The 23280-nt window shown below is 66.3% G+C and carries 29 protein-coding genes; 20 read left to right on the forward strand and 9 right to left on the reverse strand.

Translation table 11 applies throughout. From position 1 onward, the window contains the following. Positions 1 to 85: 85 nt before the first annotated feature. From ccmA to ACQR1X_RS28345, 5 genes are all read left to right on the forward strand, one after another. Positions 86 to 715 (forward strand): heme ABC exporter ATP-binding protein CcmA, encoded by a 630-nt coding sequence (gene ccmA, locus ACQR1X_RS28325; protein WP_434900076.1) that lies wholly within the window; start codon positions 86 to 88, stop codon positions 713 to 715. A 313-nt stretch (positions 716 to 1028) separates the two neighbouring features. Then, positions 1029 to 1697, forward strand: coding sequence for a heme exporter protein CcmB (ccmB, locus tag ACQR1X_RS28330; protein WP_315715915.1), 669 nt, complete (start codon positions 1029 to 1031; stop codon positions 1695 to 1697). A gap of 93 nt (positions 1698 to 1790) precedes the next feature. Then, positions 1791 to 2567 (forward strand): heme ABC transporter permease, encoded by a 777-nt coding sequence (locus tag ACQR1X_RS28335; protein ID WP_434893699.1) that lies wholly within the window; start codon positions 1791 to 1793, stop codon positions 2565 to 2567. A gap of 1 nt (position 2568) precedes the next feature. After that, positions 2569 to 2748, forward strand: a complete 180-nt coding sequence (ccmD, locus tag ACQR1X_RS28340; protein ID WP_316215512.1) for a heme exporter protein CcmD — start codon at positions 2569 to 2571, stop codon at positions 2746 to 2748. Next, positions 2745 to 3341, forward strand: coding sequence for a DsbE family thiol:disulfide interchange protein (locus ACQR1X_RS28345; protein ID WP_434881662.1), 597 nt, complete (start codon positions 2745 to 2747; stop codon positions 3339 to 3341). Before ccmD ends, ACQR1X_RS28345 begins: the two co-directional genes overlap by 4 nt. A gap of 215 nt (positions 3342 to 3556) precedes the next feature. Here the strand turns inward: ACQR1X_RS28345 and ACQR1X_RS28350 are convergent, their stop codons facing one another. Further along, positions 3557 to 4159 carry a septation protein A gene (locus tag ACQR1X_RS28350; protein ID WP_315800716.1) on the reverse strand — a complete coding sequence of 201 codons (603 nt, stop codon included), beginning with the start codon at positions 4157 to 4159 and terminating at the stop codon, positions 3557 to 3559. An 85-nt stretch (positions 4160 to 4244) separates the two neighbouring features. Beyond that, positions 4245 to 5192 carry a signal recognition particle-docking protein FtsY gene (gene ftsY / locus ACQR1X_RS28355; protein ID WP_315800717.1) on the reverse strand — a complete coding sequence of 316 codons (948 nt, stop codon included), beginning with the start codon at positions 5190 to 5192 and terminating at the stop codon, positions 4245 to 4247. Between the two features lie 59 nt (positions 5193 to 5251). Here ftsY and ACQR1X_RS28360 point away from each other — a divergent pair, with 59 nt between their 5' ends. Further along, entirely contained in the window at positions 5252 to 6148 is an 897-nt protein-coding gene (locus ACQR1X_RS28360; protein ID WP_434900077.1) for an RluA family pseudouridine synthase, read from the forward strand. Between the two features lie 102 nt (positions 6149 to 6250). Here ACQR1X_RS28360 and mtaB read toward each other — a convergent pair whose 3' ends face one another. Together mtaB and dapF are read right to left on the reverse strand one after the other, a co-directional pair. Beyond that, complete coding sequence (gene mtaB / locus ACQR1X_RS28365) at positions 6251 to 7561, reverse strand: tRNA (N(6)-L-threonylcarbamoyladenosine(37)-C(2))-methylthiotransferase MtaB (RefSeq protein WP_434900078.1); 1311 nt, start codon at positions 7559 to 7561, stop codon at positions 6251 to 6253. Then, the gene (gene dapF, locus ACQR1X_RS28370; RefSeq protein WP_316215508.1) at positions 7558 to 8424 is read right to left on the reverse strand and encodes a diaminopimelate epimerase; all 867 of its coding nucleotides are present in this window, start codon (positions 8422 to 8424) and stop codon (positions 7558 to 7560) included. Before dapF ends, mtaB begins: the two co-directional genes overlap by 4 nt. A 170-nt stretch (positions 8425 to 8594) precedes the next feature. On the opposite strand from dapF, the gene ACQR1X_RS28375 reads away from it, so the two are divergent. Together ACQR1X_RS28375 and ACQR1X_RS28380 are read left to right on the forward strand one after the other, a co-directional pair. Continuing rightward, positions 8595 to 9365: a GyrI-like domain-containing protein gene (locus tag ACQR1X_RS28375; RefSeq protein WP_316180301.1), complete on the forward strand. Its 771-nt coding sequence runs from the start codon at positions 8595 to 8597 to the stop codon at positions 9363 to 9365. A gap of 5 nt (positions 9366 to 9370) precedes the next feature. Further along, positions 9371 to 10081, forward strand: a complete 711-nt coding sequence (locus tag ACQR1X_RS28380) for an SIMPL domain-containing protein (RefSeq protein ID WP_434891438.1) — start codon at positions 9371 to 9373, stop codon at positions 10079 to 10081. 197 nt (positions 10082 to 10278) lie between these two features. Here ACQR1X_RS28380 and ACQR1X_RS28385 read toward each other — a convergent pair whose 3' ends face one another. Next, complete coding sequence (locus ACQR1X_RS28385) at positions 10279 to 11271, reverse strand: MBL fold metallo-hydrolase (RefSeq protein WP_434900079.1); 993 nt, start codon at positions 11269 to 11271, stop codon at positions 10279 to 10281. Positions 11272 to 11608: 337 nt separating this feature from the next. On the opposite strand from ACQR1X_RS28385, the gene ffh reads away from it, so the two are divergent. From ffh to ACQR1X_RS28430, 9 genes are all read left to right on the forward strand, one after another. Next, positions 11609 to 13156: a signal recognition particle protein gene (gene ffh / locus ACQR1X_RS28390; protein WP_434900080.1), complete on the forward strand. Its 1548-nt coding sequence runs from the start codon at positions 11609 to 11611 to the stop codon at positions 13154 to 13156. 138 nt (positions 13157 to 13294) lie between these two features. Next, on the forward strand, positions 13295 to 13627 hold the full coding sequence (gene rpsP / locus ACQR1X_RS28395) for a 30S ribosomal protein S16 (protein WP_008964221.1): 333 nt from the start codon (positions 13295 to 13297) through the stop codon (positions 13625 to 13627). 128 nt (positions 13628 to 13755) lie between these two features. Further along, a complete protein-coding gene (gene rimM / locus ACQR1X_RS28400; protein WP_434900081.1) occupies positions 13756 to 14352 on the forward strand; it encodes a ribosome maturation factor RimM in 597 nt (198 codons plus the stop codon). A 210-nt stretch (positions 14353 to 14562) separates the two neighbouring features. Further along, complete coding sequence (gene trmD / locus ACQR1X_RS28405) at positions 14563 to 15336, forward strand: tRNA (guanosine(37)-N1)-methyltransferase TrmD (protein WP_434900082.1); 774 nt, start codon at positions 14563 to 14565, stop codon at positions 15334 to 15336. A 109-nt stretch (positions 15337 to 15445) separates the two neighbouring features. Continuing rightward, positions 15446 to 15829 (forward strand): 50S ribosomal protein L19, encoded by a 384-nt coding sequence (gene rplS / locus ACQR1X_RS28410; protein ID WP_315800727.1) that lies wholly within the window; start codon positions 15446 to 15448, stop codon positions 15827 to 15829. Between the two features lie 407 nt (positions 15830 to 16236). Continuing rightward, positions 16237 to 17643: a 3-isopropylmalate dehydratase large subunit gene (gene leuC / locus ACQR1X_RS28415; protein WP_316238535.1), complete on the forward strand. Its 1407-nt coding sequence runs from the start codon at positions 16237 to 16239 to the stop codon at positions 17641 to 17643. Positions 17644 to 17900: 257 nt separating this feature from the next. Beyond that, positions 17901 to 18227 carry a hypothetical protein gene (locus ACQR1X_RS28420; protein WP_434900083.1) on the forward strand — a complete coding sequence of 109 codons (327 nt, stop codon included), beginning with the start codon at positions 17901 to 17903 and terminating at the stop codon, positions 18225 to 18227. Beyond that, positions 18220 to 18432: a hypothetical protein gene (locus ACQR1X_RS28425; RefSeq protein ID WP_316180291.1), complete on the forward strand. Its 213-nt coding sequence runs from the start codon at positions 18220 to 18222 to the stop codon at positions 18430 to 18432. Before ACQR1X_RS28420 ends, ACQR1X_RS28425 begins: the two co-directional genes overlap by 8 nt. A 180-nt stretch (positions 18433 to 18612) precedes the next feature. Then, on the forward strand, positions 18613 to 18828 hold the full coding sequence (locus tag ACQR1X_RS28430; RefSeq protein ID WP_315800731.1) for a hypothetical protein: 216 nt from the start codon (positions 18613 to 18615) through the stop codon (positions 18826 to 18828). Positions 18829 to 18911: 83 nt separating this feature from the next. Here the strand turns inward: ACQR1X_RS28430 and ACQR1X_RS28435 are convergent, their stop codons facing one another. The 4 genes from ACQR1X_RS28435 to ACQR1X_RS28450 form a co-directional block, all read right to left on the reverse strand. Then, positions 18912 to 19604: a hypothetical protein gene (locus ACQR1X_RS28435; protein ID WP_316238536.1), complete on the reverse strand. Its 693-nt coding sequence runs from the start codon at positions 19602 to 19604 to the stop codon at positions 18912 to 18914. Positions 19605 to 19907: 303 nt separating this feature from the next. After that, on the reverse strand, positions 19908 to 20183 hold the full coding sequence (locus tag ACQR1X_RS28440; protein ID WP_315800733.1) for a hypothetical protein: 276 nt from the start codon (positions 20181 to 20183) through the stop codon (positions 19908 to 19910). Positions 20184 to 20277: 94 nt separating this feature from the next. Further along, entirely contained in the window at positions 20278 to 20547 is a 270-nt protein-coding gene (locus ACQR1X_RS28445) for a hypothetical protein (protein ID WP_315800734.1), read from the reverse strand. Positions 20548 to 20837: 290 nt separating this feature from the next. Further along, positions 20838 to 21146 carry a hypothetical protein gene (locus ACQR1X_RS28450; RefSeq protein ID WP_410051388.1) on the reverse strand — a complete coding sequence of 103 codons (309 nt, stop codon included), beginning with the start codon at positions 21144 to 21146 and terminating at the stop codon, positions 20838 to 20840. 141 nt (positions 21147 to 21287) lie between these two features. Between ACQR1X_RS28450 and ACQR1X_RS28455 the strand changes: the two genes are divergently transcribed. The 3 genes from ACQR1X_RS28455 to ACQR1X_RS28465 all read left to right on the forward strand — a co-directional run bounded on the left by ACQR1X_RS28455 (position 21288) and on the right by ACQR1X_RS28465 (position 23261). Beyond that, the gene (locus ACQR1X_RS28455; RefSeq protein ID WP_315800736.1) at positions 21288 to 21686 is read left to right on the forward strand and encodes a metallopeptidase family protein; all 399 of its coding nucleotides are present in this window, start codon (positions 21288 to 21290) and stop codon (positions 21684 to 21686) included. A 90-nt stretch (positions 21687 to 21776) separates the two neighbouring features. Then, positions 21777 to 22379 (forward strand): 3-isopropylmalate dehydratase small subunit, encoded by a 603-nt coding sequence (leuD, locus tag ACQR1X_RS28460; RefSeq protein ID WP_315800737.1) that lies wholly within the window; start codon positions 21777 to 21779, stop codon positions 22377 to 22379. An 81-nt stretch (positions 22380 to 22460) separates the two neighbouring features. Then, a complete protein-coding gene (locus tag ACQR1X_RS28465; RefSeq protein ID WP_434900084.1) occupies positions 22461 to 23261 on the forward strand; it encodes a hypothetical protein in 801 nt (266 codons plus the stop codon). The last annotated feature ends 19 nt before the right edge of the window (positions 23262 to 23280 follow it).

Genomic DNA, 23280 nt, shown 5'->3' on the forward strand with positions numbered 1-23280 from the left:
CAGAGACAAGCAAGTCCCGACGTGGCATCACCCACAAATTCTCACGCGCTAGCCATCAATTTCGTAAGGGCGCTCACGACAGGCCATGCAGGCGACTTCAACACTGTCTCCGAAGCTGTTCGGCCGCGACGTCAGATGCGTGCGCGGCGGCCGCGAGGTGTTCGCAGGACTGGCCTTCGAAGCAGTCGCGGGCGAGGCGCTGGCAGTGACCGGACACAATGGTGCGGGCAAGACATCGCTGCTGCGGCTGATTGCCGGCCTGCTGCTCCCGGCGGGCGGCTCCATCGCCATCGAGGGCGGTGAGAGCGAGCTGACGGTGCCCGAGCAGGCGCATTATCTCGGCCACCGCGACGCGCTGAAGCCGGCGCTCAGCGTGCGCGAAAACCTGACCTTCTGGGCCGACTTCCTCGGCGGCGGGGTCACGCGGCCGATCTCCGACTGCCTCGCGGCCGTCGGCATCGCCCACGCCATCGACCTGCCCGCCGCCTATCTGTCGGCCGGCCAGCGCCGCCGTCTGTCGCTGGCCCGCCTGGTCGCGGTGCCCCGCCTGCTGTGGCTGCTCGACGAGCCGACCGCCGCGCTCGACGTCGCCGGACAGGCGATGTTCGCCGGGCTGATGCGGGAGCATCTCGCTGGGGGTGGGCTGATCGTCGCGGCGACGCACGGCCCGCTCGGCATCGACACGCGCGAGTTGCGGATCGGAACGATCGGATGATGCCCCCCTTCTTCACGACGCCCGCCGGCCCCTCCATTCCCTCCCTCCTTGTGGGGGAGGGTCAGGGAGGGGGGTGCCATACGACGTGGCCTATCGAACTGAGCGCAACCCCATCGCTCCACCCATCCTATCGATGCGCGCCCCCCTCCCCCTTGCAGGGAGGGGTCGGGGGCGGGGGTCCCCACGGGCGGTCTCGCCCGGAGCCACCCCCCTCCCCAGCCCTCCCCCACAAGGGGGGAGGGAGCGAAGTGTGCCGGCGGTCGGAGCACGGCTCACTCCCGCGCAATGCGCCATCAGCCCAGGCCCTCCCCGCATGACCGCCCTCGGTGCCCTCATCCGCCGCGACATCAAGATCGCGCTGCGCATCGGCGGCGGCGCGTTGATCGGCGTGCTGTTCTTTCTCACCGTCGTGGTGCTGATGCCGTTCGCGGTAGGGCCCGACCTGGCGCTGCTGACCCGGCTCGGCCCCGCCATCCTCTGGCTCGGCGCCCTGCTCTCCAGCCTGCTCACCCTGGACCGGCTGTTCACCGCCGACCACGAGGACGGCTCGCTCGACCTGGTCGTGATGAGCCGGACACCGCTGGAGCTGGCCTGCGCCGCCAAGGCGCTGGCGCACTGGCTCGCCGCCGGCCTGCCGCTGGTGATCGCGACGCCCGTGCTCGGCCTGCTGCTCAACCTCGACGCCACGGCGACTGGCGCCGTCGCGCTGACGTTATTGGCGGGCACGCCTGCCCTGACCTTCATCGGCATGATCGGTGCCGCGCTGGCGGTGACCATGCACCGCGGCGGGCTGCTGCTGGCGGTCTTGGTGCTGCCACTTTCGATCCCCGTGCTGATCTTCGGCGTCGCGGCGTCGCAGGCGGCCATCGTCGGCCCGCTGCCGTTCGGGGCGCCGTTCTCGATCCTGTGCGCATTGTCGCTGGTGAGTTTCGTGATCGGCCCGTTCGCCGCTGCGACAAGCTTGCGGAACGGGCTGGATTGACCCACCGCCCGCCGGGGTTTGACCATGATCAACTCTTACCTAGCGACGCCGTGCTGATTGCCTGCAACCGCGTCCGCCTTTAACAAGGGTCTCATGTCGCTGATCGACCTCGCCAATCCCACTCGGTTCCTTGCGCTGGCGGCGCGGCTGCTGCCGTGGCTGGCGCTGGTCACGGCCGCGCTGCTGGGTGCCGGCCTGTACCTCTCCGCAGTGGCGCCCGACGACTATCAGCAGGGCGCGACCGTCAAGATCATGTTCATCCACGTGCCCAATGCCTGGCTGTCGATGTTCGTCTGGAGCATCATGAGCATCGCCTCGCTCGGCACCCTGGTGTGGCGGCATCCCCTGGCCGACGTCGCCGCCAAGGCCGCCGCCCCGATCGGCGCCAGCTTCACGTTCCTCGCGCTCCTCACCGGGTCGCTGTGGGGCCGGCCGATGTGGGGCACCTATTGGGAATGGGACGCGCGGCTGACCTCGGTGCTGATCCTGTTCTTGATGTATCTCGGCCTGATGGCGCTGTGGCGCGCGGTCGAGGATCCCACGCGCGCGGCACGCGCCGCCGCGGTGCTGACGCTGGTCGGCGCGATCAATCTGCCGATCATCAAGTTCTCGGTCGACTGGTGGAACACGCTGCATCAACCGGCGTCGGTGATGCGGATGGGCGGTCCGGCGCTCGACAAGGCCTTCCTGATCCCGCTGCTGGTGATGGCCGTCGGCTTCACCTTCCTGTTCGTGACGCTGCACGTCGCCGCGATGCGCAACGAGATCCTGCGCCGGCGTGTCCGCAGCCTGCAGATGATGCAGGCCCGCGCCTACACGGCGGCTGCGCCGGCCGCCGATGCCGCAGGCCGGATCGCGGGAGCGGCTTGACATGGACCTTGGCCCCTATACCTCCTTCATCGCCACCTCCTATCTTGCCGCGGCGCTGGTCGTGATGCTGCTGATCGGCTGGATCGTCATCGACTACCGCACCCAGAAGGCGCGCTTGCGCGCGCTCGAGGACAGCGGCATCAGCCGCCGTTCCGGCCGCGCCGCGACGGATATCCAATGACCGAACAGGCTGCGACAGAGCCGGCGCCGCGGCGCCGCTCATTTCTCATGCTGCTGCCGCTGGTGGTGTTCCTCGGGCTGGCGGCGCTGTTCTGGTCGCGCCTCGGCAATGGCGATCCGTCGCAGATTCCCTCCGCGCTGATCGGCCGCCCTGCGCCGGCCACACCGCTGCCGGCGCTGCCAGAGCTGGCGAGGGACGGCACGCCGGTGCCCGGCCTCGACCCGGCTGCGCTCAAGGGCAAGGTCAGCATCGTCAATGTCTGGGCATCGTGGTGCGTGCCCTGCCACGACGAGGCGCCGCTGCTGGTCGAGCTCGGCCGCGACAAGCGCTTCCAGATCATCGGCATCAACTACAAGGACGGCGCCGACAACGCCCGCCGCTTCCTCGGCCGCTACGGAAACCCTTACGACGTCGTCGGCGTCGACGGCAACGGCCGCGCCGGCATCGAATGGGGCGTCTACGGCGTGCCCGAGACCTTTGTCGTCGGCCGCGAAGGCACCATCGTCTACAAGCTGGTCGGCCCGATCACGGCGCAGAACATCGACGCCGTGCTGAAGCCGGAAATCGAGAAGGCGCTGAAGGCAGGGAGTTAGTTCGCGGTCGGCAAGTCGTTAGTTTCTCGTCGTTGCAAGTGGACGTGACTGCCGAGCTCGCGCAACGACCCACGGTGTCGTCCCGGCCTTGAGCCGGGACCCATACTCCGCGGCCGTCGTGGTGGGCAAGATGTTAACGACGCGCCTGCCCCAAACTCAAGCCTGTGGTTCTGGGTCCCGGCTCAAGGCCGGGACGACAGCAGAGTTTGCCGCAACTACCCCTTGCTCACATCCCCTTCCGCGGCGTCGCTGGCTTCCAACGAGGCCGGGTCGAGGTGGTAGCGCTTGATCAGCGGCATCTGGGCGATGGCGAAGATCATGGTCAGCGGCACGACACCGAACGCCTTGAAGCCGACCCAGAAATCGGTGCTCTGCGTGCGCCAGACGATCTCGTTCAGCACCGCCATCGCGGCGAAGAACAGCGCCCAGCGAAACGTCAGGATGCGCCAGCCCGCGGGCGTCAGATTGAACATCTGATCGAACATGATCGCGATGAAGGAGCGATTGAACAAGAGCCCGCCACCGAGCACGGCCGCGAACAGCCCGTAGATGATGGTGGGCTTGACCTTGATGAAGGTCTCGTCGTGCAGCACCAGGGTCAGCGTGCCGAACACGATGACGACGACGGCGGTCACCAGCGCCATCAGCGGGACGTGCCGCGTCACCACGTAGGACGCGATCAGCGCCGCAATGATCGCGACCATGAACGCGCCGGTCGCCGCGAACAGGTTGAACTTGGCATTGACCACGAAGAAGATGATCAGCGGACCGAGCTCGGTCGCGAGCTTGAACAGCGGGTGCGGCTGGGTCTTGTCCATTCCATATCCTGTTGGCTGCAGCCACGGCAGCGGTTGATCCGGTCGTCTCGATCTGGCGGTGGGCCGGAGCCCGGGCGTGGCGACGTCAATCCTCGATGCCGGCGATCGCCCGCGCAAAATCTCTCGCGGCGAACGGTGAGAGATCCTCGACCCCCTCGCCGACGCCGATGAAGTGCACCGGCAGCTTGAACTTCTCCGACAGCGCCACGAGGATGCCGCCGCGCGCCGTGCCGTCGAGCTTGGTCATCACGAGGCCGGTGACGCCTGCCGTACGATGAAACGCCTCGACCTGCGACAGCGCATTTTGTCCCACCGTCGCGTCGAGCACGAGCAGCACCGCATGCGGCGCCGACGTGTCGACCTTGCGAATGACACGCACCACCTTCTCGAGCTCGTTCATCAGCTCGGCCTTGTTCTGCAGCCGGCCGGCGGTGTCGATCAGCAGGATGTCGCGGCCCTGCTCCTTGGCCGCGGTGATGGCGTTGAACGCCAGGCTCGCGGAATCAGAGCCTTGCGCGCCGGCGACGACCGGCGCCCTGGTGCGCTCGCCCCACACCTTGAGCTGCTCGATCGCGGCGGCGCGGAAGGTATCGCCCGCGGCCAGCATCACCTGCTTGCCTTCGGAGGCAAATTTCTGCGCCAGCTTGCCGATCGTGGTCGTCTTGCCGGAGCCGTTGACGCCGACGACGAGAATGACGAACGGCTTGTGGCCAGCGTCGATCGTGAGCGGCTTCGCCACCGGCGACAGCACCTTCTCGACCTCGGTCGCGACCACCGCCTTGACCTCGTCGGCACTGATCGCCTTGTCGTAGCGGCCGTGGCCTACGGCTTCCGCGATCCGCGCCGCCACCTGGGTGCCGAGATCGGCGCGCAGCAGCACGTCCTCGATGTCGTCGAGCATCGCGCGGTCGAGCTTGCGCTTGGTGACGAGATCGGCCACGGCCGTACCGAGCGCGCCGGAGGTGCGCTTCAGTCCGGCCGACAGTCGCCGCCACCACGACAGCTTGGGTGTTTCGGAGGTGGTATCGTTCATGGCGTGGTGTTAGCCCTTTCCATTCGCAAACGAAAGCTCACACCCGCGTTACGGTTTCCATGGACATTAACCAACCCACCGACGAGGAGATGCTCGCCCGCGTGCTCCACCGCGACGGGCTGATGCTGGTGATCGACAAGCCGGCCGGCATTCCCGTACACAAGGGACCGAAGGGCGGGCCGAACCTCGAAGCCTCGTTCGACGCGCTGCGCTTCGGCCTGCCGCGCCCGCCGGTGCTCGCGCATCGGCTCGACAAGGAAACCTCCGGATGTCTCGTGCTCGGCCGTCATCGCAAGGCAACGGCGTCGCTCGGGCTTTTGTTCAAGCATGGCAAGATTTCGAAAACCTATTGGGCTGTCGTCGAAGGCGGGCCCGACGCTGACGAGGGCGTGATCGAGCTCCCGCTCGGCAAGCTCAACGCCGAACGCGGCTGGTGGCAGAAACCGGACCCGCAGGGCCAGCCGGCAGTGACGAAATGGCGGGTGTTGGGGAGGTCATATTCTCTCACTCCCCCACCTCAGATCTCGATCTCGACTTGCGACACCGACTCCCCTCCCCCTCGCGGGGAGGGGGCGGGGGCGGGGGTCCCCACGGGCAGTGTCGCCCGGAGCCACCCCCCTCCCCAACCCTCCCCCACAAGGGGGGAGGGAGCGCAGGGTGCCGGGGGAGAGAGCGAACCTCAATCCACCAAGACACCCAAGCTCACTTGGCTCGCCATGGAACCGGTCACCGGCCGCACGCATCAACTGCGCGTGCACTCCGCCGCATCCGGCTGGCCGATCGTCGGCGACAACATCTACGGCAACGGGCCGCGCTTCGGCGAGCCGCGGCTGCATCTGCATGCGCGGGAGATTTCGATCCCGCTGTCGAAGAACAAGCCCCCGGTGCAGGTCGTCGCACCAGCGCCGCTGCACATGCATGAGCGGCTGCGGCTGTGCGGGTGGAACGGGGAGTGAGCCCGTCTCTCTCCACTCGTCATGGCCGGGCTTGTCCCGGCCATCCACGTCTCAGTTGCCCAAGGCGGCGTGGATGTCCGGGCCTTCGCCGCCCCGAAGCGGCTACGGCCGCGCAGGCGGGTCAAGCCCGGGCATGACGGAGTCCTGGACTAACAGCCTCGCGCCATCATGCCCGACGATCATCAACCGCTGCACCGTCCCCGGCACAGCGCCGCGGACGGCCGCCGGCAGATAGTGCTCCGTCCGCCCCTGCGTCTCGCTCTCGATCAGCACCTCGCGCTCGCTGCCGATCTCGGCATCCAGACGCCGCAGCAACGCCGCCTCTCCCGCGGCCCGCAGCCTCTTGGCGCGATCGCGGATGACGGCGCCATCCACCTGCGGCATGCGCGCCGCCGGCGTGCCCGGGCGCAGCGAATACGGAAACACGTGCAGAAACGTCAGGCCGCATTCCTCGACCAGGTCGATCGAGCGCGAGAACATCTCCTCGGTCTCGGTCGGAAATCCCGCAATCAGATCGGCGCCGAGCGAGATATCCGGACGCAGCCGCCGCACTTGGTCACAGAACGCGATCGCGTCGGCGCGCAAATGTCGCCGCTTCATGCGCTTCAGGAGCAGATCGTCGCCGGCCTGCAGCGACAGATGCAGATGCGGCATCAGCCTGGCATCATCCGCGAGCGCATCGAGCAGGTCGGCATCGGCCTCGATCGAATCGATCGAGGAGATGCGTAGACGCTGCAGCTCCGGAACGTGGCGCAAGATCTGCTTGACCAATCTGCCGAGCTTCGGCGTCGCCGGCAGATCCGCGCCGTAGCTCGTCAGGTCGACGCCGGTGAGCACGATCTCGGCATGGCCGCGCTCGACAAGCGTCCGCACCTGATCCACCACGGCGCCCATCGGCACCGAGCGCGAATTGCCGCGGCCGAACGGGATGATGCAGAAGGTGCAGCGATGGTCGCAGCCGTTCTGCACCTGGACGAACACCCGCGGCAGGCCGCGCTGGAAGCCGTCGACCAGATGCGGCGCCATCTCCGTCACCGCCATGATGTCGGAGACAGCGACCTTCTCGAAAGCCTCGATGCCGAATCGTGGCGAGGCCAGCGCCTGCGCCGTCGCGCGCCACGCATCGGGCCGCAGCTTGTCGTCATTGCCGATGACGCGGTCGACCTCGGGCATGGCAGCGAACATGCCAGCCTGCGTCTGCGCGGCGCAGCCGGTCACGACGATGCGCGCCGCGGGGCGCTCGCGCTTCAATTTGCGGATCGACTGCCGCGCCTGCGCCACCGCCTCGTTGGTGACGGCGCAGCTGTTGATGACGATGGTGTCGTCGGCGCCGGCCGCTTCGGCATGCTTCGCGATCAGCTCGGATTCGAACGCGTTGAGCCGGCAGCCGAAGGTGACGACATCGACGCTCATGCGACGCTGGCGAACAGCTCTGGCTCGAACCGCCCCTCATATTCGAAGGTCGCGGTCCCGGTCATCAGCACGTGATCGTCGCGCTCGCGCCACTCGATCGTCAGCTCGCCGCCGGGCAGCGTCATCTGCACGATCCGGTTGGCGCGCTTCAGACGGGCCGCCGCGACCGCGGTCGCGCACGCCGCCGAGCCGCAGGCCCTGGTCAGCCCGGCGCCACGCTCCCAGGTCCGCATCGTGATGTGGTCGCGGTCGACGATGTGGGCCAGCGTGATGTTGGCGCGCTCGGGGAAGATCGGGTGGTTTTCCAGCAGCGGCCCGAAGCGCTCCAGATCATAGGCGTTTATGTCCTCGACCCAGAACACCGCGTGCGGGTTGCCCATGTTGACGACCGACGGCGAATGCAGGATCGGGGCGTCGATCGGGCCGATCTGCAGCTCGATGTAGCGGGTGTCGCGGAATTCCTCGGCGAGAGGAATCTCCTGCCAGCCGAACTTCGGCACGCCCATGTCGACGGTGTAGAGGTCGGGCGCCGGGCCCTGCCAGCAGTTCAGCAGTCCGGCGCGGGTCTCGAACGTCGCGCTGGTCTGGCCGGTCTTGCCGAACACCTGGCGCACCACGCAGCGCATGCCGTTGCCGCAGGCGCCAGACTCCGAGCCGTCATTGTTGTAGATGCGGATGAACGCTTCGGTGCCGTCGAGCCGCGGCGGCTGCAGCACCATCAGCTGGTCGTAGGGCACGCGGGATGCCACCGCCCGCGCCTCGTCCGGCGTGACGACATGCTTCACGTCGCGCAGATCGACCACGACGATCTCGTTGCCGATCCCGTTCATCTTGACGAAGCTGTGGTTGGCCAGCGCGCTCATGAAAATATCCAAATTGTGTCCGCCTTATATGGCGAATGGCGCGGCATTGACCAGCCTGCAGAGCGACATGACGCATCTGTCATGGGACGCCGCGCCGCCGAGCATGTTAGGACCGGTTCATTCGCCGGCACGAACCGGGCAAAGCAGCACGGCCACTGGAGAATAGTCGAATGAATCTCAGCACTTTCCGCCTTGTTCTGGCCGTGAGCTCGGTCGCGCTCCTGCTCGGCGGCACGCCCGCCCGAGCCCAGGCGCCGTCGGCCTCGCCGGCTCCGGCGGCATCGGCCACGCCTGCGCCAGCCCCGAGCGCGCTACCGGCTCCCTCGGCACCGGCCTCTCCTGCACCTGCCGCGTCGGCCAGTCCCGCGCCCGCGACCAGCCCGACGCCGGCCGCCAGCGCGAGCCCCGCGCCGTCGTCATCTCCGACCGCGGCCCAGTCCCCCGCCACGCCGCCGCCGGCCGCGGCGCCGGCCCAGGCGGGCGACGCCTTCGGTGACGAGATCAAGCTCGAGGCGAAGAAGGTCGTCCTCGTCAAGGGCACCGCCAATTGGGACAACGCATTCGATACGCTGATCGACTCCTTCAAGTCGCTGTCGGCCACGCTGGACAAGCAGGGCATCAAGCCCGCCGGCAACGGCATGATCGTCTACACCTCGACCGACGACACCGGCTTCACCTTCCTGGCCGAGATGCCGATCGAGCAGGAGCCGAAGACGCTCGGCAAGGGCATGAGCATCGGCCAGTCGCCCGAGGGCAAGGCGCTGAAGTTCGTCCATCGCGGCTCCTACGACAACATGGACAACACCTACGAGGCGATCACCAACCACCTTGATGAGCGCCGGCTGGAGGCCAAGGACACCTTCATCGAGGAGTATTTGACCGACCCCTTGAAGACGGCCGAGGACAAGCTCGTCATCAACGTCTACGTGCCGCTGAAGTGAGCACCATGATGATCAGATCGATGTTTGTTGCCACACTGGCGGCCGCTACGACACTGCCGGCGCTGGCGGACGACATCGCGCGCCAGGACACCCCGGCAATCACCGTCAGCGGCGAGGCCAGCGTGACGGCGCCGCCGGATCTGGCGCAGATCGACGCCGGGGTGGCGTCGGATGCGAAGACGGCGCGCGAGGCCGCCGAGGCCAACAATGCCGCGATGGCCAAGGTGCTCCAGGCGCTGAAGAGCGCGGGGATCGCCGACAAGGACTATCAGACGTCGCGGCTGTCGATTCAGCCGCAATATGCGCAGAACCGGCCGGGCCAGCCGGCCGTGACCGGCTATCGCGCCAGCAATCGCGTCACCATCAAGGTGCACGATGTCGGCAAGGTCGCCAGCGTCATCGACACGCTGGTCGGCGCCGGCGCCAACGACGTCGGCAACATCTATTTCAGCGTCGCCGAGCCGTCCAAGCTGCTCGACCAGGCGCGCGAGAAGGCCGTCGCCGACGCGCGCCGCAAGGCCGAGATCTACGCCAAGGCCGCTGGCGTGACGCTCGGCCAGCCGCTCAACATCGCCGAGGACGGCGCTCCGGCGCCGGTGTTCCGCGCCAAGACCTTCGCCGCGCCGATGGCCGCGACGCCGACACCGGTGGCACAGGGCGAGGAGACGCTGTCGATCACGGTCAACGTGACCTGGGCGATCAAGCCGGCGCAGTAGGTATAAGTCTGTCTCATACTGTGAGACGCGACGCGGCCACGACAAACTCAGTGTCGTCCCGGCCTTGAGCCGGGACCCATACGCCGCGGCGGATGTTATCGCGCGAGATGGAGCTGCCGGCCTTCGCAAAACTTGATTCGGTGGTTATGGGTCCCGGCTCAAGGCCGGGACGACACCATTGTTGTTGCGACAGCGGACTAAATCTCCAACACTTGCCCCGGCTTCAGCACGCCAAAACGCTCGCGTGGGATGCCGGCCGAATCGAGCGCGGCGTGCAGCGCGTGGACGGGCGCGTCGATCGCCTCGTCGGTCAGTTGGAACGTGCCGTGGTGATGCGCCAGCGCGGCCTCCGCGCCGCAATCCTGCAGCGCCTGCACGGCATCCTCCGGGTTCATGTGCTGGTCACGCATGAACCAGCGCGGCTCGTAGGCGCCGATCGGCAGGATCGCGAGCCTGATCGGCGCGTGCTGCTCCGCAACGCGGCGGAAATGCTTGCCCGTGCCGTAACCGGAATCGCAGACGATGTAGAGCCGGCCGCGCGGCGTCTCCAGCACGAAGCTCGCCCACAGCGCCTTGTTGCGGTCGAACAGGCCGCGCGCCGTCCAATGCCGCGTCGGCACCAGCGTCACCGCGACCTCCTCGTTCAAGGTCACGCGATCGTGCCAGTCATACGCCTCGGCGCGGATCTTGGCGTCAGCGTCGATCATCGTGAGGTCGTTGCCCAGCGGCGTGACAACCCGCGGCGAAAATCGCGCGGTCAGCTTCGACAAGGTCCGGATGTCGAGATGATCGTAGTGCCCATGCGACACCAGCACGACGTCGATGTGCGGCAGGGCGTCGAAAGCGATGCCGGGATCATTGTGCCGCCGGGGACCGGCGAACGCGAATGGCGACACCCGCTCCGACCAGACAGGATCGACCAGGATGTTGAGCCCGCCGGTCTGGACCAGCCAGCTGGCATGGCCGATGAAGGACAGCCGCACCGTCTCGCCGTCGATCCGGTGCGGCGGCGTGTCGGCGTGCGGGCTCGGCGCCCAGGACGGCCAGCGAGAACGCTTGCCGTTGCGGTCGAATTGCCAGCGCAGCACCTGGGAGAGGGATTTGGGCGGAACGCCGTCGGGATCGTAGAAGCGCTTGCCGTCGAAATGGTCGGTGACGGGGCCGGAATAGGTCCTGGAACGGCGCAGCAAGGTCGTCCTCGCGAAGGGAAAGCTGAACTGGCACAAGAGGTAAGCGGCCGTACAGGGTCCGGCAACGGGACGGCGAGAAGCAAGTTTCCTTGACTTTTCCGGCTGTGGAGGGTTTAACCCGGCCGAATTTCGGAAAGTTTCGTCTTTTCGAGCCACCGCCCGGCCCTGGAGGCCGGAGGTCACCGCCCGACAGCGCTGTGCGCCCTCGGGCGCAAAGGTGTTTGGATTGATGGTTTCGGCAGGTCTGCCGAGTTCTATATGGTCGTCATCGGCCGCAGCACGCGGCGATGACGGGCGGCAATGAAGCGAGCGCCCGGCAAGGGCAAAGGATACGGCATTGTTCGACAATCTGTCGGAAAGGCTTGGCGGCATTCTCGATCGGCTGACGGGGCGTGGTTCGCTCTCGGAAGCCGATGTCGACGCCGCGATGCGCGAGGTCCGCCGGGCGCTGCTCGAGGCCGACGTCGCACTGGAGGTTGTCCGCAGCTTCACCGAGCGCGTGCGCGAGCAGGCGATCGGCGCCACCGTGGTCAAGTCGGTCACCCCCGGCCAGATGGTCGTGAAGATCGTCCATGACGAGTTGGTCAAGACGCTCGGCGACGACAGCCAGACCATCGACCTCAATGCCGTGCCGCCGGTGCCGATCATGATGGTCGGCCTGCAGGGCTCGGGCAAGACCACCACCACTGCCAAGCTCGCCCGGCGCATGGTTCAGCGCGACAAGCGCAAGGTGCTGATGGCCTCGCTCGACGTCTACCGTCCGGCCGCCATGGAGCAGCTCGCGGTGCTCGGCCGCGACTTGGACATTCCGACCCTGCCGATCGTCGCCGGCCAGATGCCGCCGCAGATCGCACGCCGCGCCATCGAGGCCGCCAAGCTCGGCGGCTATGACGTGGTGCTGCTCGACACCGCCGGCCGCACCACGCTGGACGAGGACATGATGAAGGAGGCCGCCGAGATCAAGGCGGTCGCCAACCCGCACGAGATCCTGCTGGTCGCGGATTCGCTGACCGGCCAGGACGCCGTCAATCTCGCCCGCTCGTTCGACCAGCGCGTCGGCCTCACCGGCATCGCGCTGACCCGTATCGACGGCGACGGCCGCGGCGGCGCCGCGCTGTCGATGCGCGCGGTCACCGGCAAGCCGATCAAGCTGCTCGGCACCGGCGAGAAGACCGACGCGCTGGAGGACTTCTATCCCTCGCGCATCGCCGGCCGCATCCTCGGCATGGGCGACATCGTCTCGCTGGTCGAGAAGGCCGCGGCGAACATCGACGCCGAGAAGGCCGCGCGCGCCGCCGAGCGGATGCGCAAGGGCCAGTTCGACCTCAACGACATGCGCGAGCAGCTGCAGCAGATGGCGCAGATGGGCGGCATCGGCGGGCTGATGGGCATGATGCCCGGTATCTCGAAGATGAAGAACCAGATCGCCGCCGCCGGGATCGACGACAAGATCCTCAAGCGCCAGGTCGCGATCATCGATTCGATGACGCGCGAGGAGCGCAAGCATCCCGACCTGCTCAAGGCCAGCCGCAAGAAGCGCATCGCTGCCGGCTCCGGCCAGAGCGTCGAGCACGTCAACAAGCTCTTGAAGATGCACCGGAACATGGCCGACGTGATGAAGGCTATGGGCTCCGGCAAGCGCGGCCCGCTCGCCGGCATCGCCCAGGCGATGGGTTTTGGCGGCGGTGGCGGCATGCCCTCGCCGGAGCAGCTCAAGGCGATGGCCGAGAAGATGCCGGGCGGCATGCCCGGCGGCCTGCCGAATTTGCCGAAGGATCTTCCCGCTGGCCTGCGCGGCGGCTTGCCCAATCTTCCGGGCCTCACCGGTCTCAGCGGCAAGCCGACCCTGCCGGGTCTCGGCCTGCCTCCGGGGAAGAAGAAATGACCTCACTCCCGTCATTGCGAGGAGCGAAGCGACGAAGCAATCCAGAGTCGCGCACGCCGCTCTGGATTGCTTCGCTTCGCTCGCAATGACGACCCATCCAACTTCGTATCAAGACATCGACACCTAAGGAGAACTTTCATGTCCGTCGTCATTCGTCTCGCCCGTGCCGGCACCAAGAAGCGCCCGGTCTATCACGTCGTCGTCGCCGACTCGCGCTTTCCGCGCGACGGCCGCTTCATCGAGCGTCTCGGCTACTTCAATCCGCTGATGCCGAAGGACAACGAGGCGCGCCTCAAGCTCGACATGGAGAAGGTGAAGGGCTGGCTCGCCAAGGGCGCGCAGCCGTCGGATCGCGTCGCCCGTTTCCTCGATGCCGCCGGCGTCAAGAAGCGCGAAGCCCGCCAGAACCCGATCAAGGCCGTGCCGCGCAAGGAGCGCAAGGCGCAGGCCGAAGCCGCCGCCAAGGGCTAAGGTCCCTTGACGAGCGAGGCCTCATGCTTCGAGACGCACGGCTTGCGCCGTGCTCTTCAGCATGAGGTGATCGCTCCTCGTCCTGAGGAGCGCGCCGTTGCGCGCGTCTCGAAGGACGAGGCCCGCTGATGTCCAAGCTCATCTGCGTCGCCAGGATCGGCGCCGCGCACGGCGTGCGCGGCGAGGTCCGCTTATGGACCTTCACCGAGGATCCGCTGGCCGTGCTGCACTACGGCCCGCTGACGACCAAGGACGGCAGTCGTTCGCTCGAAGTCGCGAAGGCGCGCGAGGCGAAGGATCACCTCGTCGCCAGCTTCAAGGGCGTCACCGACCGCAACGCCGCCGAGCGGCTCAACGGGCTCGAGCTCTACGTGCCGCGCGACCGCCTGCCCGAGACGGATGACGACGAATACTACCACGCCGACCTGATCGGGCTTGCCGCCGAGACTACGGCGGGCGCACCCCTCGGCTGTGTGCTCGCCATCCATAATTTCGGCGCCGGCGACATCATCGAGATCGCCCCGCCCTCCGGCAGCACCTTGATGCTGCCGTTCACCAATCCCGTGGTGCCGACGGTCGATCTGGCAGGCGGCCGGGTGATCATCGAGTTGCCGGCCGAGATTGACGGCGAGGATCGAGCTTCGGCCGATGAAACGGCGTCGGCTGAGGACGATGCTGCCGCCCAAAACTCAGCTCGTCATCCCCGCGAAAGCGGGGATCCATAGCCACCGCAGCCGATTGGCTTGCGCGGAACTGGCCGCGTGCCACTTTCCAACATCACGCGGTATGGGTCCCGGATCGGCGCCGCGACGCGCTGATGCGCGTCACGGCTTGTCCGGGACGACACCGGTGGTGGAGCATCAGCCGCGAGATGACGGCGCCGCATTGAGCGATCGGGGCTCGATCTTGCTTCGCCGCTGCCGTAACAGAGCGCCATGACCACTTCGCCCTCTCCGACCGCGCCCTGGCGCGCGACTGTGCTGACGCTGTTTCCGGAGATGTTTCCCGGGCCGCTGGGCGTGAGCCTCGCCGGCCGGGCGCTGGCATCAGGCATTTGGGCGCTGGAGGCGCGCGACATCCGGGCCTCGGCGACCGACAAGCACCGGAGTGTCGATGATACGCCGGCTGGAGGCGGCCCGGGAATGGTGCTGCGCGCGGACGTGCTGGCCGCCGCGATCGATGCCGCCGCCGTCGCACCCGAACGGCCGAAGCTGCTGATGAGCCCGCGCGGTCGGCCCTTGACCCAGGCCTTCGTCCGCGAGCTTGCCGACGGTCCCGGCCCGCTGATCGTTTGCGGCCGTTTCGAAGGCATCGACCAGCGCGTCATCGACGCGCGCGAGCTGATCGAGGTCTCGATCGGAGATTATGTGCTGTCGGGCGGCGAGATCGCCGCGCTGGTGCTGATCGACGCCTGCGTGCGACTGCTGCCCGGTGTGATGGGCAAGCTCGAATCCGGCACTGACGAGAGCTTCTCCGACGGCCTACTGGAGTACCCGCAATACACGCGCCCGCAGCTGTTCGAGGGCCGTCCCATTCCGGATGTGCTCACCTCGGGCGATCACGCCAAGGTCGCGGCGTGGCGGCGCGCGCAGGCCGAGGCGCTCACGCAAGCGCGGCGGCCGGATCTGTGGGCCGAATGGCAGGTGCGCCAGACCCTGGAACAAAGCAGGACCAGCCAAAAAGCGCCAAAAAGCACGACAGACGGGTGACAAGCCTCGCGCTTTGGCTTATAGGAGCGCCCAATTCCGCAAGTGACGGCAGGAACAAGCGCAGCCCCCGCGTGACCCGGCTGGGCGCGCCGCCGATGGAGATTTACCCGTGAACCTGATTCAGCAGCTCGAAAAAGAGCAGTTCGACAAGCTGTCCGCCAACAAGACCATTCCGGAGTTCGGCCCGGGCGACACCGTGATCGTCAACGTGAAGGTGGTCGAGGGCGAGCGCACGCGCGTGCAGGCCTATGAAGGCGTCTGCATCGGCCGGTCCGGCGGCGGCATCAACGAGAGCTTCACCGTCCGCAAGATCTCCTACGGCGAGGGCGTGGAGCGCGTGTTCCCGATCCTCTCCCCGATGATCGACTCGATCAAGGTCGTGCGCCGCGGCAAGGTGCGTCGCGCCAAGCTGTATTACCTGCGCCAGCTGCGCGGCAAGTCGGCCCGCATCGTCGAGAAGCAGGACCGCCAGCAGGCCGCGGTGAACGAGTAATCGTTGCTTCCCATGGATTGACGAAGAGCGCGGGCTGGTCCCGCGCTTTTTTGTTTTGGGCACCGTCATTGCGAGGAGCGGAGCGACGAAGCAATCCAGAGTCCTCGCTCAGCCCTGGATTGCTTCGCTTCGCTCGCAATGACGGCGGGCGCAAACGCATCTCGCACTCCCTTGCCCGCGTGCTATATATCGCCCTGAAATGGTTCTAGATCGCACCAGCATGGCCTGCCGCCGCGTCGTCATCGACGATCATAGCCGGCTGCCCGGGCGGTTCTTCGGAAGGTTCGCGACGTCTGCGACGTCCGAGCTTAGGCGCGCGCTGTAAGCCGCAGCGCCTCTTCCTGATTGTTCGCGCGTGCCCGTCACGCGTCGTGTCTCAAACCTTAAATTCCCGGGAGCATTCGCTCATGTCGAAGCCGACCACCCTGTACGACAAGATCTGGAACGACCATCTGGTGCACGAAGCCGAGGACGGCACCTGCCTGCTCTACATCGACCGCCACCTGGTGCACGAGGTGACGTCGCCGCAAGCGTTTGAAGGCCTGCGCGCCACCGGGCGCAAGGTGCATGCGCCGGAGAAGACGCTGGCCGTGGTTGATCACAACGTGCCGACCACCGACCGTTCCAAGCCGAATCCGGATCCGGAGAGCATCGAGCAGATCAAGGCGCTGGCGGAGAACGCCAAGGAATTCGGCATCGAATATTACAACGAATTCGACCGCCGCCAGGGCATCGTCCACGTCATCGGCCCCGAGCAGGGTTTTACGCTGCCCGGCACCACGATCGTCTGCGGTGACAGCCACACCTCGACGCATGGCGCGTTCGGCGCGCTGGCGCACGGCATCGGCACCTCCGAGGTCGAGCACGTGCTGGCGACACAGACGCTGATCCAGAAGAAGGCGAAGAACATGCGCGTCACCGTCGACGGCAAGCTGCCGGACGGCGTGACGGGCAAGGACATCATCCTCGCCATCATCGGCGAGATCGGCACCGCGGGAGGTACCGGCTACGTGCTGGAATACGCCGGCGAGGCGATCCGCGCGCTGTCGATGGAAGGCCGCATGACCGTCTGCAACATGTCGATCGAGGGCGGCGCGCGCGCCGGTCTGGTCGCGCCCGACCAGAAGGCGTTCGACTTCCTGCGCGGCCGTCCCAAGGCGCCGCAGGGCGCCGCCTGGGACGCAGCGATGCGCTACTGGGAGACGCTGCGCTCCGACGACGGCGCGCATTTCGACCATGAGCTCAGGCTCGACGCCGCCAAGCTGCCGCCGATCGTGACCTGGGGCACCTCGCCCGAGGACGTGATCTCGGTGACCGGCGTGGTGCCCGATCCGGACAAGATCGCAGACGAGGCCAAGCGCATCTCCAAGCATCGCGCGCTGAAGTACATGGGCCTGACCGCGGGCACCAAGATCACCGACATCAAGCTCGACCGCGTTTTCATCGGCTCCTGCACCAACGGCCGCATCGAGGATCTCCGCGCCGCAGCCAAGATCGCCGAAGGCAAGACCGTCAGCGGCCACGTCAACGCGATGGTCGTCCCGGGCTCGGGCATCGTCAAGGAGCAGGCCGAGGCCGAGGGCCTCGACAAGATCTTCATCAAGGCCGGCTTCGAATGGCGCGAGCCGGGCTGCTCGATGTGCCTTGCCATGAACCCGGACAAGCTGGCGCCGGAAGAGCGCTGCGCCTCGACCTCGAACCGCAACTTCGAAGGCCGCCAGGGCTTCAAGGGCCGCACCCACCTGGTGTCACCCGCGATGGCCGCGGCGGCTGCGATCGCAGGACACTTCGTCGACGTGCGCGACTGGCGCTGATCAAGCCGCCCGGTCATCGCTTTCTGCGTTGCTCGACTTCAAAAGGCGACGTTCGTGTCAACGAACGTCGCCTTTGTATGCCTGCCGACGCCTTCAACTTTGCGCCGGAAACGTCGGGATGTCCGGCCATTTATTTCGAACTGATCGTCGACCTGCTGCGGTGCGAGCGGTTTACTGACTGCACTCTTCAAGGTTGCAATTCGAAGACAGGTCTCTTATGATTTGATCGGTCAGGCGCCGTCGGGCGGGAGAATCGTATGATTCATCCATTCAATGTCGATCCTCAAAATCCTTACGACGGCCCTGACTTCGACGAGTTCTGCATCGCAGAGAAGAGCTATTTGAGCGCGCGACGGGATCGCAGCGATTGCATCGCCTGCGCGCTTTCCAAGCTCTGCCAGGCTGGCTTTGAACATCAAGTCGACCTTGCTGCACAAGGCAAGGACCCCAGCCTTACCAAGGATTGCCAACTCACAGCCGAAGACCTGACCGCCGAACGTCTTTTCGATGGGCTTACGGATGAACAAGTCGACTTCGTAAAAATTCATATCCCCGGACTTGCGAAGGAGCACGACAATGTCTGATCCTGCATCAATGCAACTTGAGGCCAAGAAGCAGCTTGCGAGCAAAGCCGAAGCCGTTGCGAAACATCAGTTGGAAGCCAAGCGCCAACTCAGCGAGAAGGCAGCGCTCGCGAGCAAGACTCAATTGGAAGCCAAGAAGCAGCTGATGGAGAAAGCCGATCTGACCAGCCGGATGCAACTGGCCTCGAAGAAAGCAAAGTCCTGACATTCGCAGTGATCGTGAGGTCGGTTGCTTCTGACGATCCGCTCTGGCGCACGACGTGATGATCGGTACGAATCTTCAGTGAAGTCTTGGCAGTTCGGCAATACTTTCTTAGGACCGCGGGCGCAAAATCCTACCACCGGACGCGCCGCGTCTGCAGAGGAACGTGCCGAGGAGCCTGACATGGCCGACAAGCCGGAATACGTCGACCTCATCCGCGATGCGACACGCCAGCGCCGCAAGACACCGCCCGCCAAGATCATCGCCCAGCCGGAGGCTCCGAAGGAGGAGCGGCGGTTGTCGAACTGGCCGCCCGGCCGCTTTGCCAAATGGCGCATCGAGACGCTGGTGCCGTGGAAGCTGAGCGTGAAGAACTGGCAGTTCAAGGACTGGCTCTGACTGTCGCGCCTCACTCCATCCCCCTGAAATGAGAGAAGGGCGCCGTTGGGCGCCCTTCCTGTTTTGTCGAACTTCAAGCACGATCAGTAGTAGCGCCAGTGGTGGCGGTGGCGATGATGCCATCGGTGATGATGGCGCCAGTGATGACCCCGCCAATGCCGGTAGTGGCAGATGCGGCGTGGCCCGTAATGGGTCCAGACGACGCGGCAGCGACGGTAGGGATAGTAGTAGCCCGTCGTATAAATCGGCGTGTAGTAGCTGCGGTAGCCGTAGAAATGACGGCGGTGATGGTGGAAGTACGGCCGGTAGGCGTAGTGCGGACGATAATGATAGCCACCGCCATGGAACACCGGCCGCGGACCGAATCCGCCATGGAATGCCGGGCCACCACCGTGGAAGGCCGGACGCGGGCCACCACCGCCGAAGGCATGTCCTCCCCCATGAAACGCGGGACTGCCGCCGCCACCCCTGAACATGGCGCCGCCGCCATGGAACGCCGGGCCACCGCCTCCGCCGTGGAACGCCGGACCGCCGTGGAAGCCGCCACCGCCCCCACCGTGGAATCCACCACCGCCGGGATGCCCGCCGCCACCGGGGCCTCGGACCTGAACGGCCAACACGTCCGAAGGTGTCTGCGTGGCGGAGCCGGCACCGGGACTCACCGGCGACATCGCAAGCGCAGGCCGTCCGGACGCGCCCGCCAAGACAAACAGTGTGGCCGCCGCAAGACTGAGGCGACGAGCAAGACCAGCACGCTGGTCCTTCATCCTCATCATGGTCCCTTCTCCCTGAATGCTGTGCAACGATGGACCCATGCAGCGCCGATGCTGGTCGTCCGATCGGTGGATTCGCGCACCCCCATCATGAACGTAGAGATAGCGACGTGAATGCGGCATGAATGATGCACGTTGCACGCGCATCTGCGGCGTGGCGTCGCGGCGAAGGAGATGCACGGGAGCCTCTACGTCGTCCTGCAACTCAGGATCACGGATGACGGCACAACGGCTCACGTGCTGGTCGTGCGGGGACTTCGCAACTAACCACACGCAGGAAACGCAACGCGCCTTGCGGACACGGCCTCAATCGTAGAACGGCGTGAACAGAACCAAGGGTCCCGGCGGATAGGCTGGCGTGTAGTCCGTGGGACGGTCAAGATAATGCGGCACCTCTGCCGTCGCCACCACGGGCTTCGATCGGCGACCCTGCCGGCGCGGGCCAGCATCCGTGACGGTCTGACGCGCCTGCGTAACGGCGGGAGCTGCGGCGACAGGAGAGGTGGCGGCGGAACTTGCGAGCAGCATCGCCACCGTGACAATGCCGATCCCGAACCAGGTTCTGTCGACTGATGGTTTCACGGCGAATCTCGTTGCCAGCCCCCATCAACATGCAGGCCCGCAAAGCGGGCCTGCATGATTTCGGTCATTGTCTCGATCGGACGGAAAGCGCGACTTACCAGCGGCCGTGATGGCGATGTCCGTAGTGATGCGGCCGCCAGTGATGACGCGGATGGTAGTAATGCCGAGGATAATAGTGGCGCCGGGGATGCCAATGCCGGCGGCCGTGCCAATGCGCCTGAGTGGTCTCCTGCGCCGTGCCCTGCTGCACCGCGGTCGCGGCGCCCGGATTGATCAGCGACAGCGCCTGCGCGCGTTCGGCGGGGGCAGCCATCACGAGAACGGCGCCAACCGCCGCGATGCCCAACAGTTTCATCACAGTCATGAACTTCTCCCTCGATCGCCTGACATCACGTCCGGCTCCGTACATTCCGCCTTGTCAGTTGCCTGAATGGCGGCCGCAGCAGCGCGACGCAGATCAGTCTCGAACGAGCGACGTGAATGGGACATGAAGACCTGCGCAGGAGCAGAATGCCGAATGTCGCGCGTGGTTCCGCCGCAGTGCGCGACATATCGGCACTGTGTCCGGACGGTAACATCAGGGCAACGTCGCGATCGATCGCGACCAGATCATGTGCGCGCCTGCCGAGCCGATCAGTGCGGGGGACCCAGGAGTCAGCCGCGTCGCCAGATGCAACTCATATGCGGGACGATCACGGTGCCGCTCGGCCGATGCTCCGGAACATAGGTGGCATCGCATACCCGAACTGCGTTCGGCCCCGGATTGAAGCGCGGCACCACGTCGGGCTGCCAATGACCCTCGTAGCGCGGATAGATCTGGATGCGTCGTTGCCGGCGCTGCGCGGAGAGATCGGTGCTCACCTCACTCTGCACGGCGCCGCGCGCGCCGGCGGCCTGCTCCGCTTGCGCTGCCGCCGAGATCGAGACCACGACCGCCGCAGCCAGCGCCGCTCCGGCCAGCACCATCGACATCTGCCTCATCTGTCCCCCAACCCCCAGTTCGCGCGTCACGGTCGCCGGTTTCATCCCCTGCGTCAACCAGCTCCGCCACACATGTCATAGAACCAAGATGCAAGATGATCAAAGCCGGGCTAGAAGGCGGCAATGTGGACAGATCTGAAAGCCCCCTCGCTCGCCGACATGGAAGTCATGGCGCACGAGATGTTCGAGCGTCTGCCCGAGCATTTTCGCAGGATGTGCGAGGGCGTCGTCATCCGGGTCGACGACTTTCCGACCGAGGAGGTGCTCGACGAGATGCAGGCCGAAAGCGAGTTCGACCTGCTCGGCCTGTTTCAGGGCACGGGACTGCCGTTTCGCAGCAATGACGACCTGCCGCGCCTGCCCAACATGATCTGGCTCTATCGCCGACCGATCCTCGACTACTGGGCCGAGCACGACGAGAGCCTCGGCCACATCGTCCGCCATGTCCTGATCCACGAGATCGGCCATCATTTCGGAATGTCCGACGACGACATGGAGGCGATCGAGGCGTCCGTCGACTGACGATCCCGCCGATAGCACCGGGATTTTGACTTTATCCGTCCTGCCGTTCGGGCTAAACAGCGGCCTGCCCGTATTCTCGAAGGTGCCCCGATGGACAAGTTCACCACGCTGGAAGGCGTCGCCGCGCCGCTGAAGATCATCAATGTCGACACCGACATGATCATCCCCAAGCAGTACCTGAAGACCATCAAGCGCACCGGCCTCGGCAAGGGCCTGTTCTCGGAGCAGCGCTACAAGGACGACGGCAGCGAGAACCCGGATTTCGTGCTCAACCAGCCGGCGTACCGCAACGCCAAGATCCTGGTCGCCGGCGACAATTTCGGCTGCGGCTCGAGCCGTGAGCACGCCCCCTGGGCGCTGCTCGATTTCGGCATCCGCTGCGTGATCTCGACCTCGTTCGGCGACATCTTCTACAACAACTGCTTCAAGAACGGCATTCTGCCGATCCGCGTGTCGCAGGCCGATCTCGACAAGCTGTTCGACGACGCCGAGCGCGGCGCCAACGCGACCCTGACGGTCGACCTCGCCAAGCAGGAGATCCGCGGTCCCGACGGCGGCACCGTCAAGTTCGACATCGATCCGTTCCGCAAGCATTGCCTGCTCAACGGGCTCGACGACATCGGCCTGACGCTGGAAAAGAAGGCCTCGATCGACAGCTATGAGGCCAAGCTGGCCGAGCGCGCCTGGGCCTGAGCCCCGCCTGACAGCCGAGAGTTCACGGGCCCCGGACCTCGTCCGGGGCCTTGTTTCGAGAGCAGCCCAGCAGGTCCGCCGTTGACGCGTGTAGTGCCCGAGGTCGTGACCTTCTGGCGGGGGCCGCTCGACCGGCTGCGCCAGACCTGCCTGCGGTCGCAGCTCGCGGCCGGCCACAAGGTCACGGTCTACAGCTTCGATCCGCTGCCCGGCCTGCCCGACGGGGTCGGCAATGCCGAGGCCGAGGCGATCCTTCCTTACGCATTCTCCGAACGTCTCAGGCCGCCGCAGCCCGACGGCAGCTGGCGCGATTGGACCACCTTGCAGTTCAGCGACTTCTTCCGGATGCGGCTGATGGCACAACGCGCCGGCCTCTGGCTCGATGCCGACGTGCTGCTGCTCAGGCCGGTCGAGATTGATCCGGCTCTGCCCTACTTCGCCTGGGAGCGGCCGCGGCAGCTCGGCAATTCCGTGCTCTACCTGCCGCCGGAGGATCCGATCGTCGCCGAATTCACCGCGCTGATGGCGCAGGACGAGCTGACGCCGAACTGGCTGTCGCTGCGTCACCGCCTCACCTTTGCGCTGCGCCGCCTGCGCGGCGGCTCCGACCGCCTGTCGGACATCCGCGTCGCCATCTTCGGCCCGGCCGCGCTGACGGCGCTGGCCCGCCGCCATGGCTCGCTGCGCCATGCGCTGCCGAAGCGCAGCTTCTACGCGGTGCATGCCGAGCCGAAGGCGTTCTTCGATCCGTCCGACTTCTCCGGGTTGATCGCTGATCCCCAGATCATCGGCCTGCACATCTCGCCGAAGGGTCGCGGCGGCGAGGCGCCGATCCCCGGCAGCCTCTATGCGTGGGCAGCCGAGCGATTTGCCCCGCGCTGACCGTCGCCGCGCAGCTTTG

Origin of the sequence: Bradyrhizobium sp. HKCCYLRH3073 (genome assembly GCF_051167995.1) — a bacterium.
GTDB lineage: Bacteria > Pseudomonadota > Alphaproteobacteria > Rhizobiales > Xanthobacteraceae > Bradyrhizobium.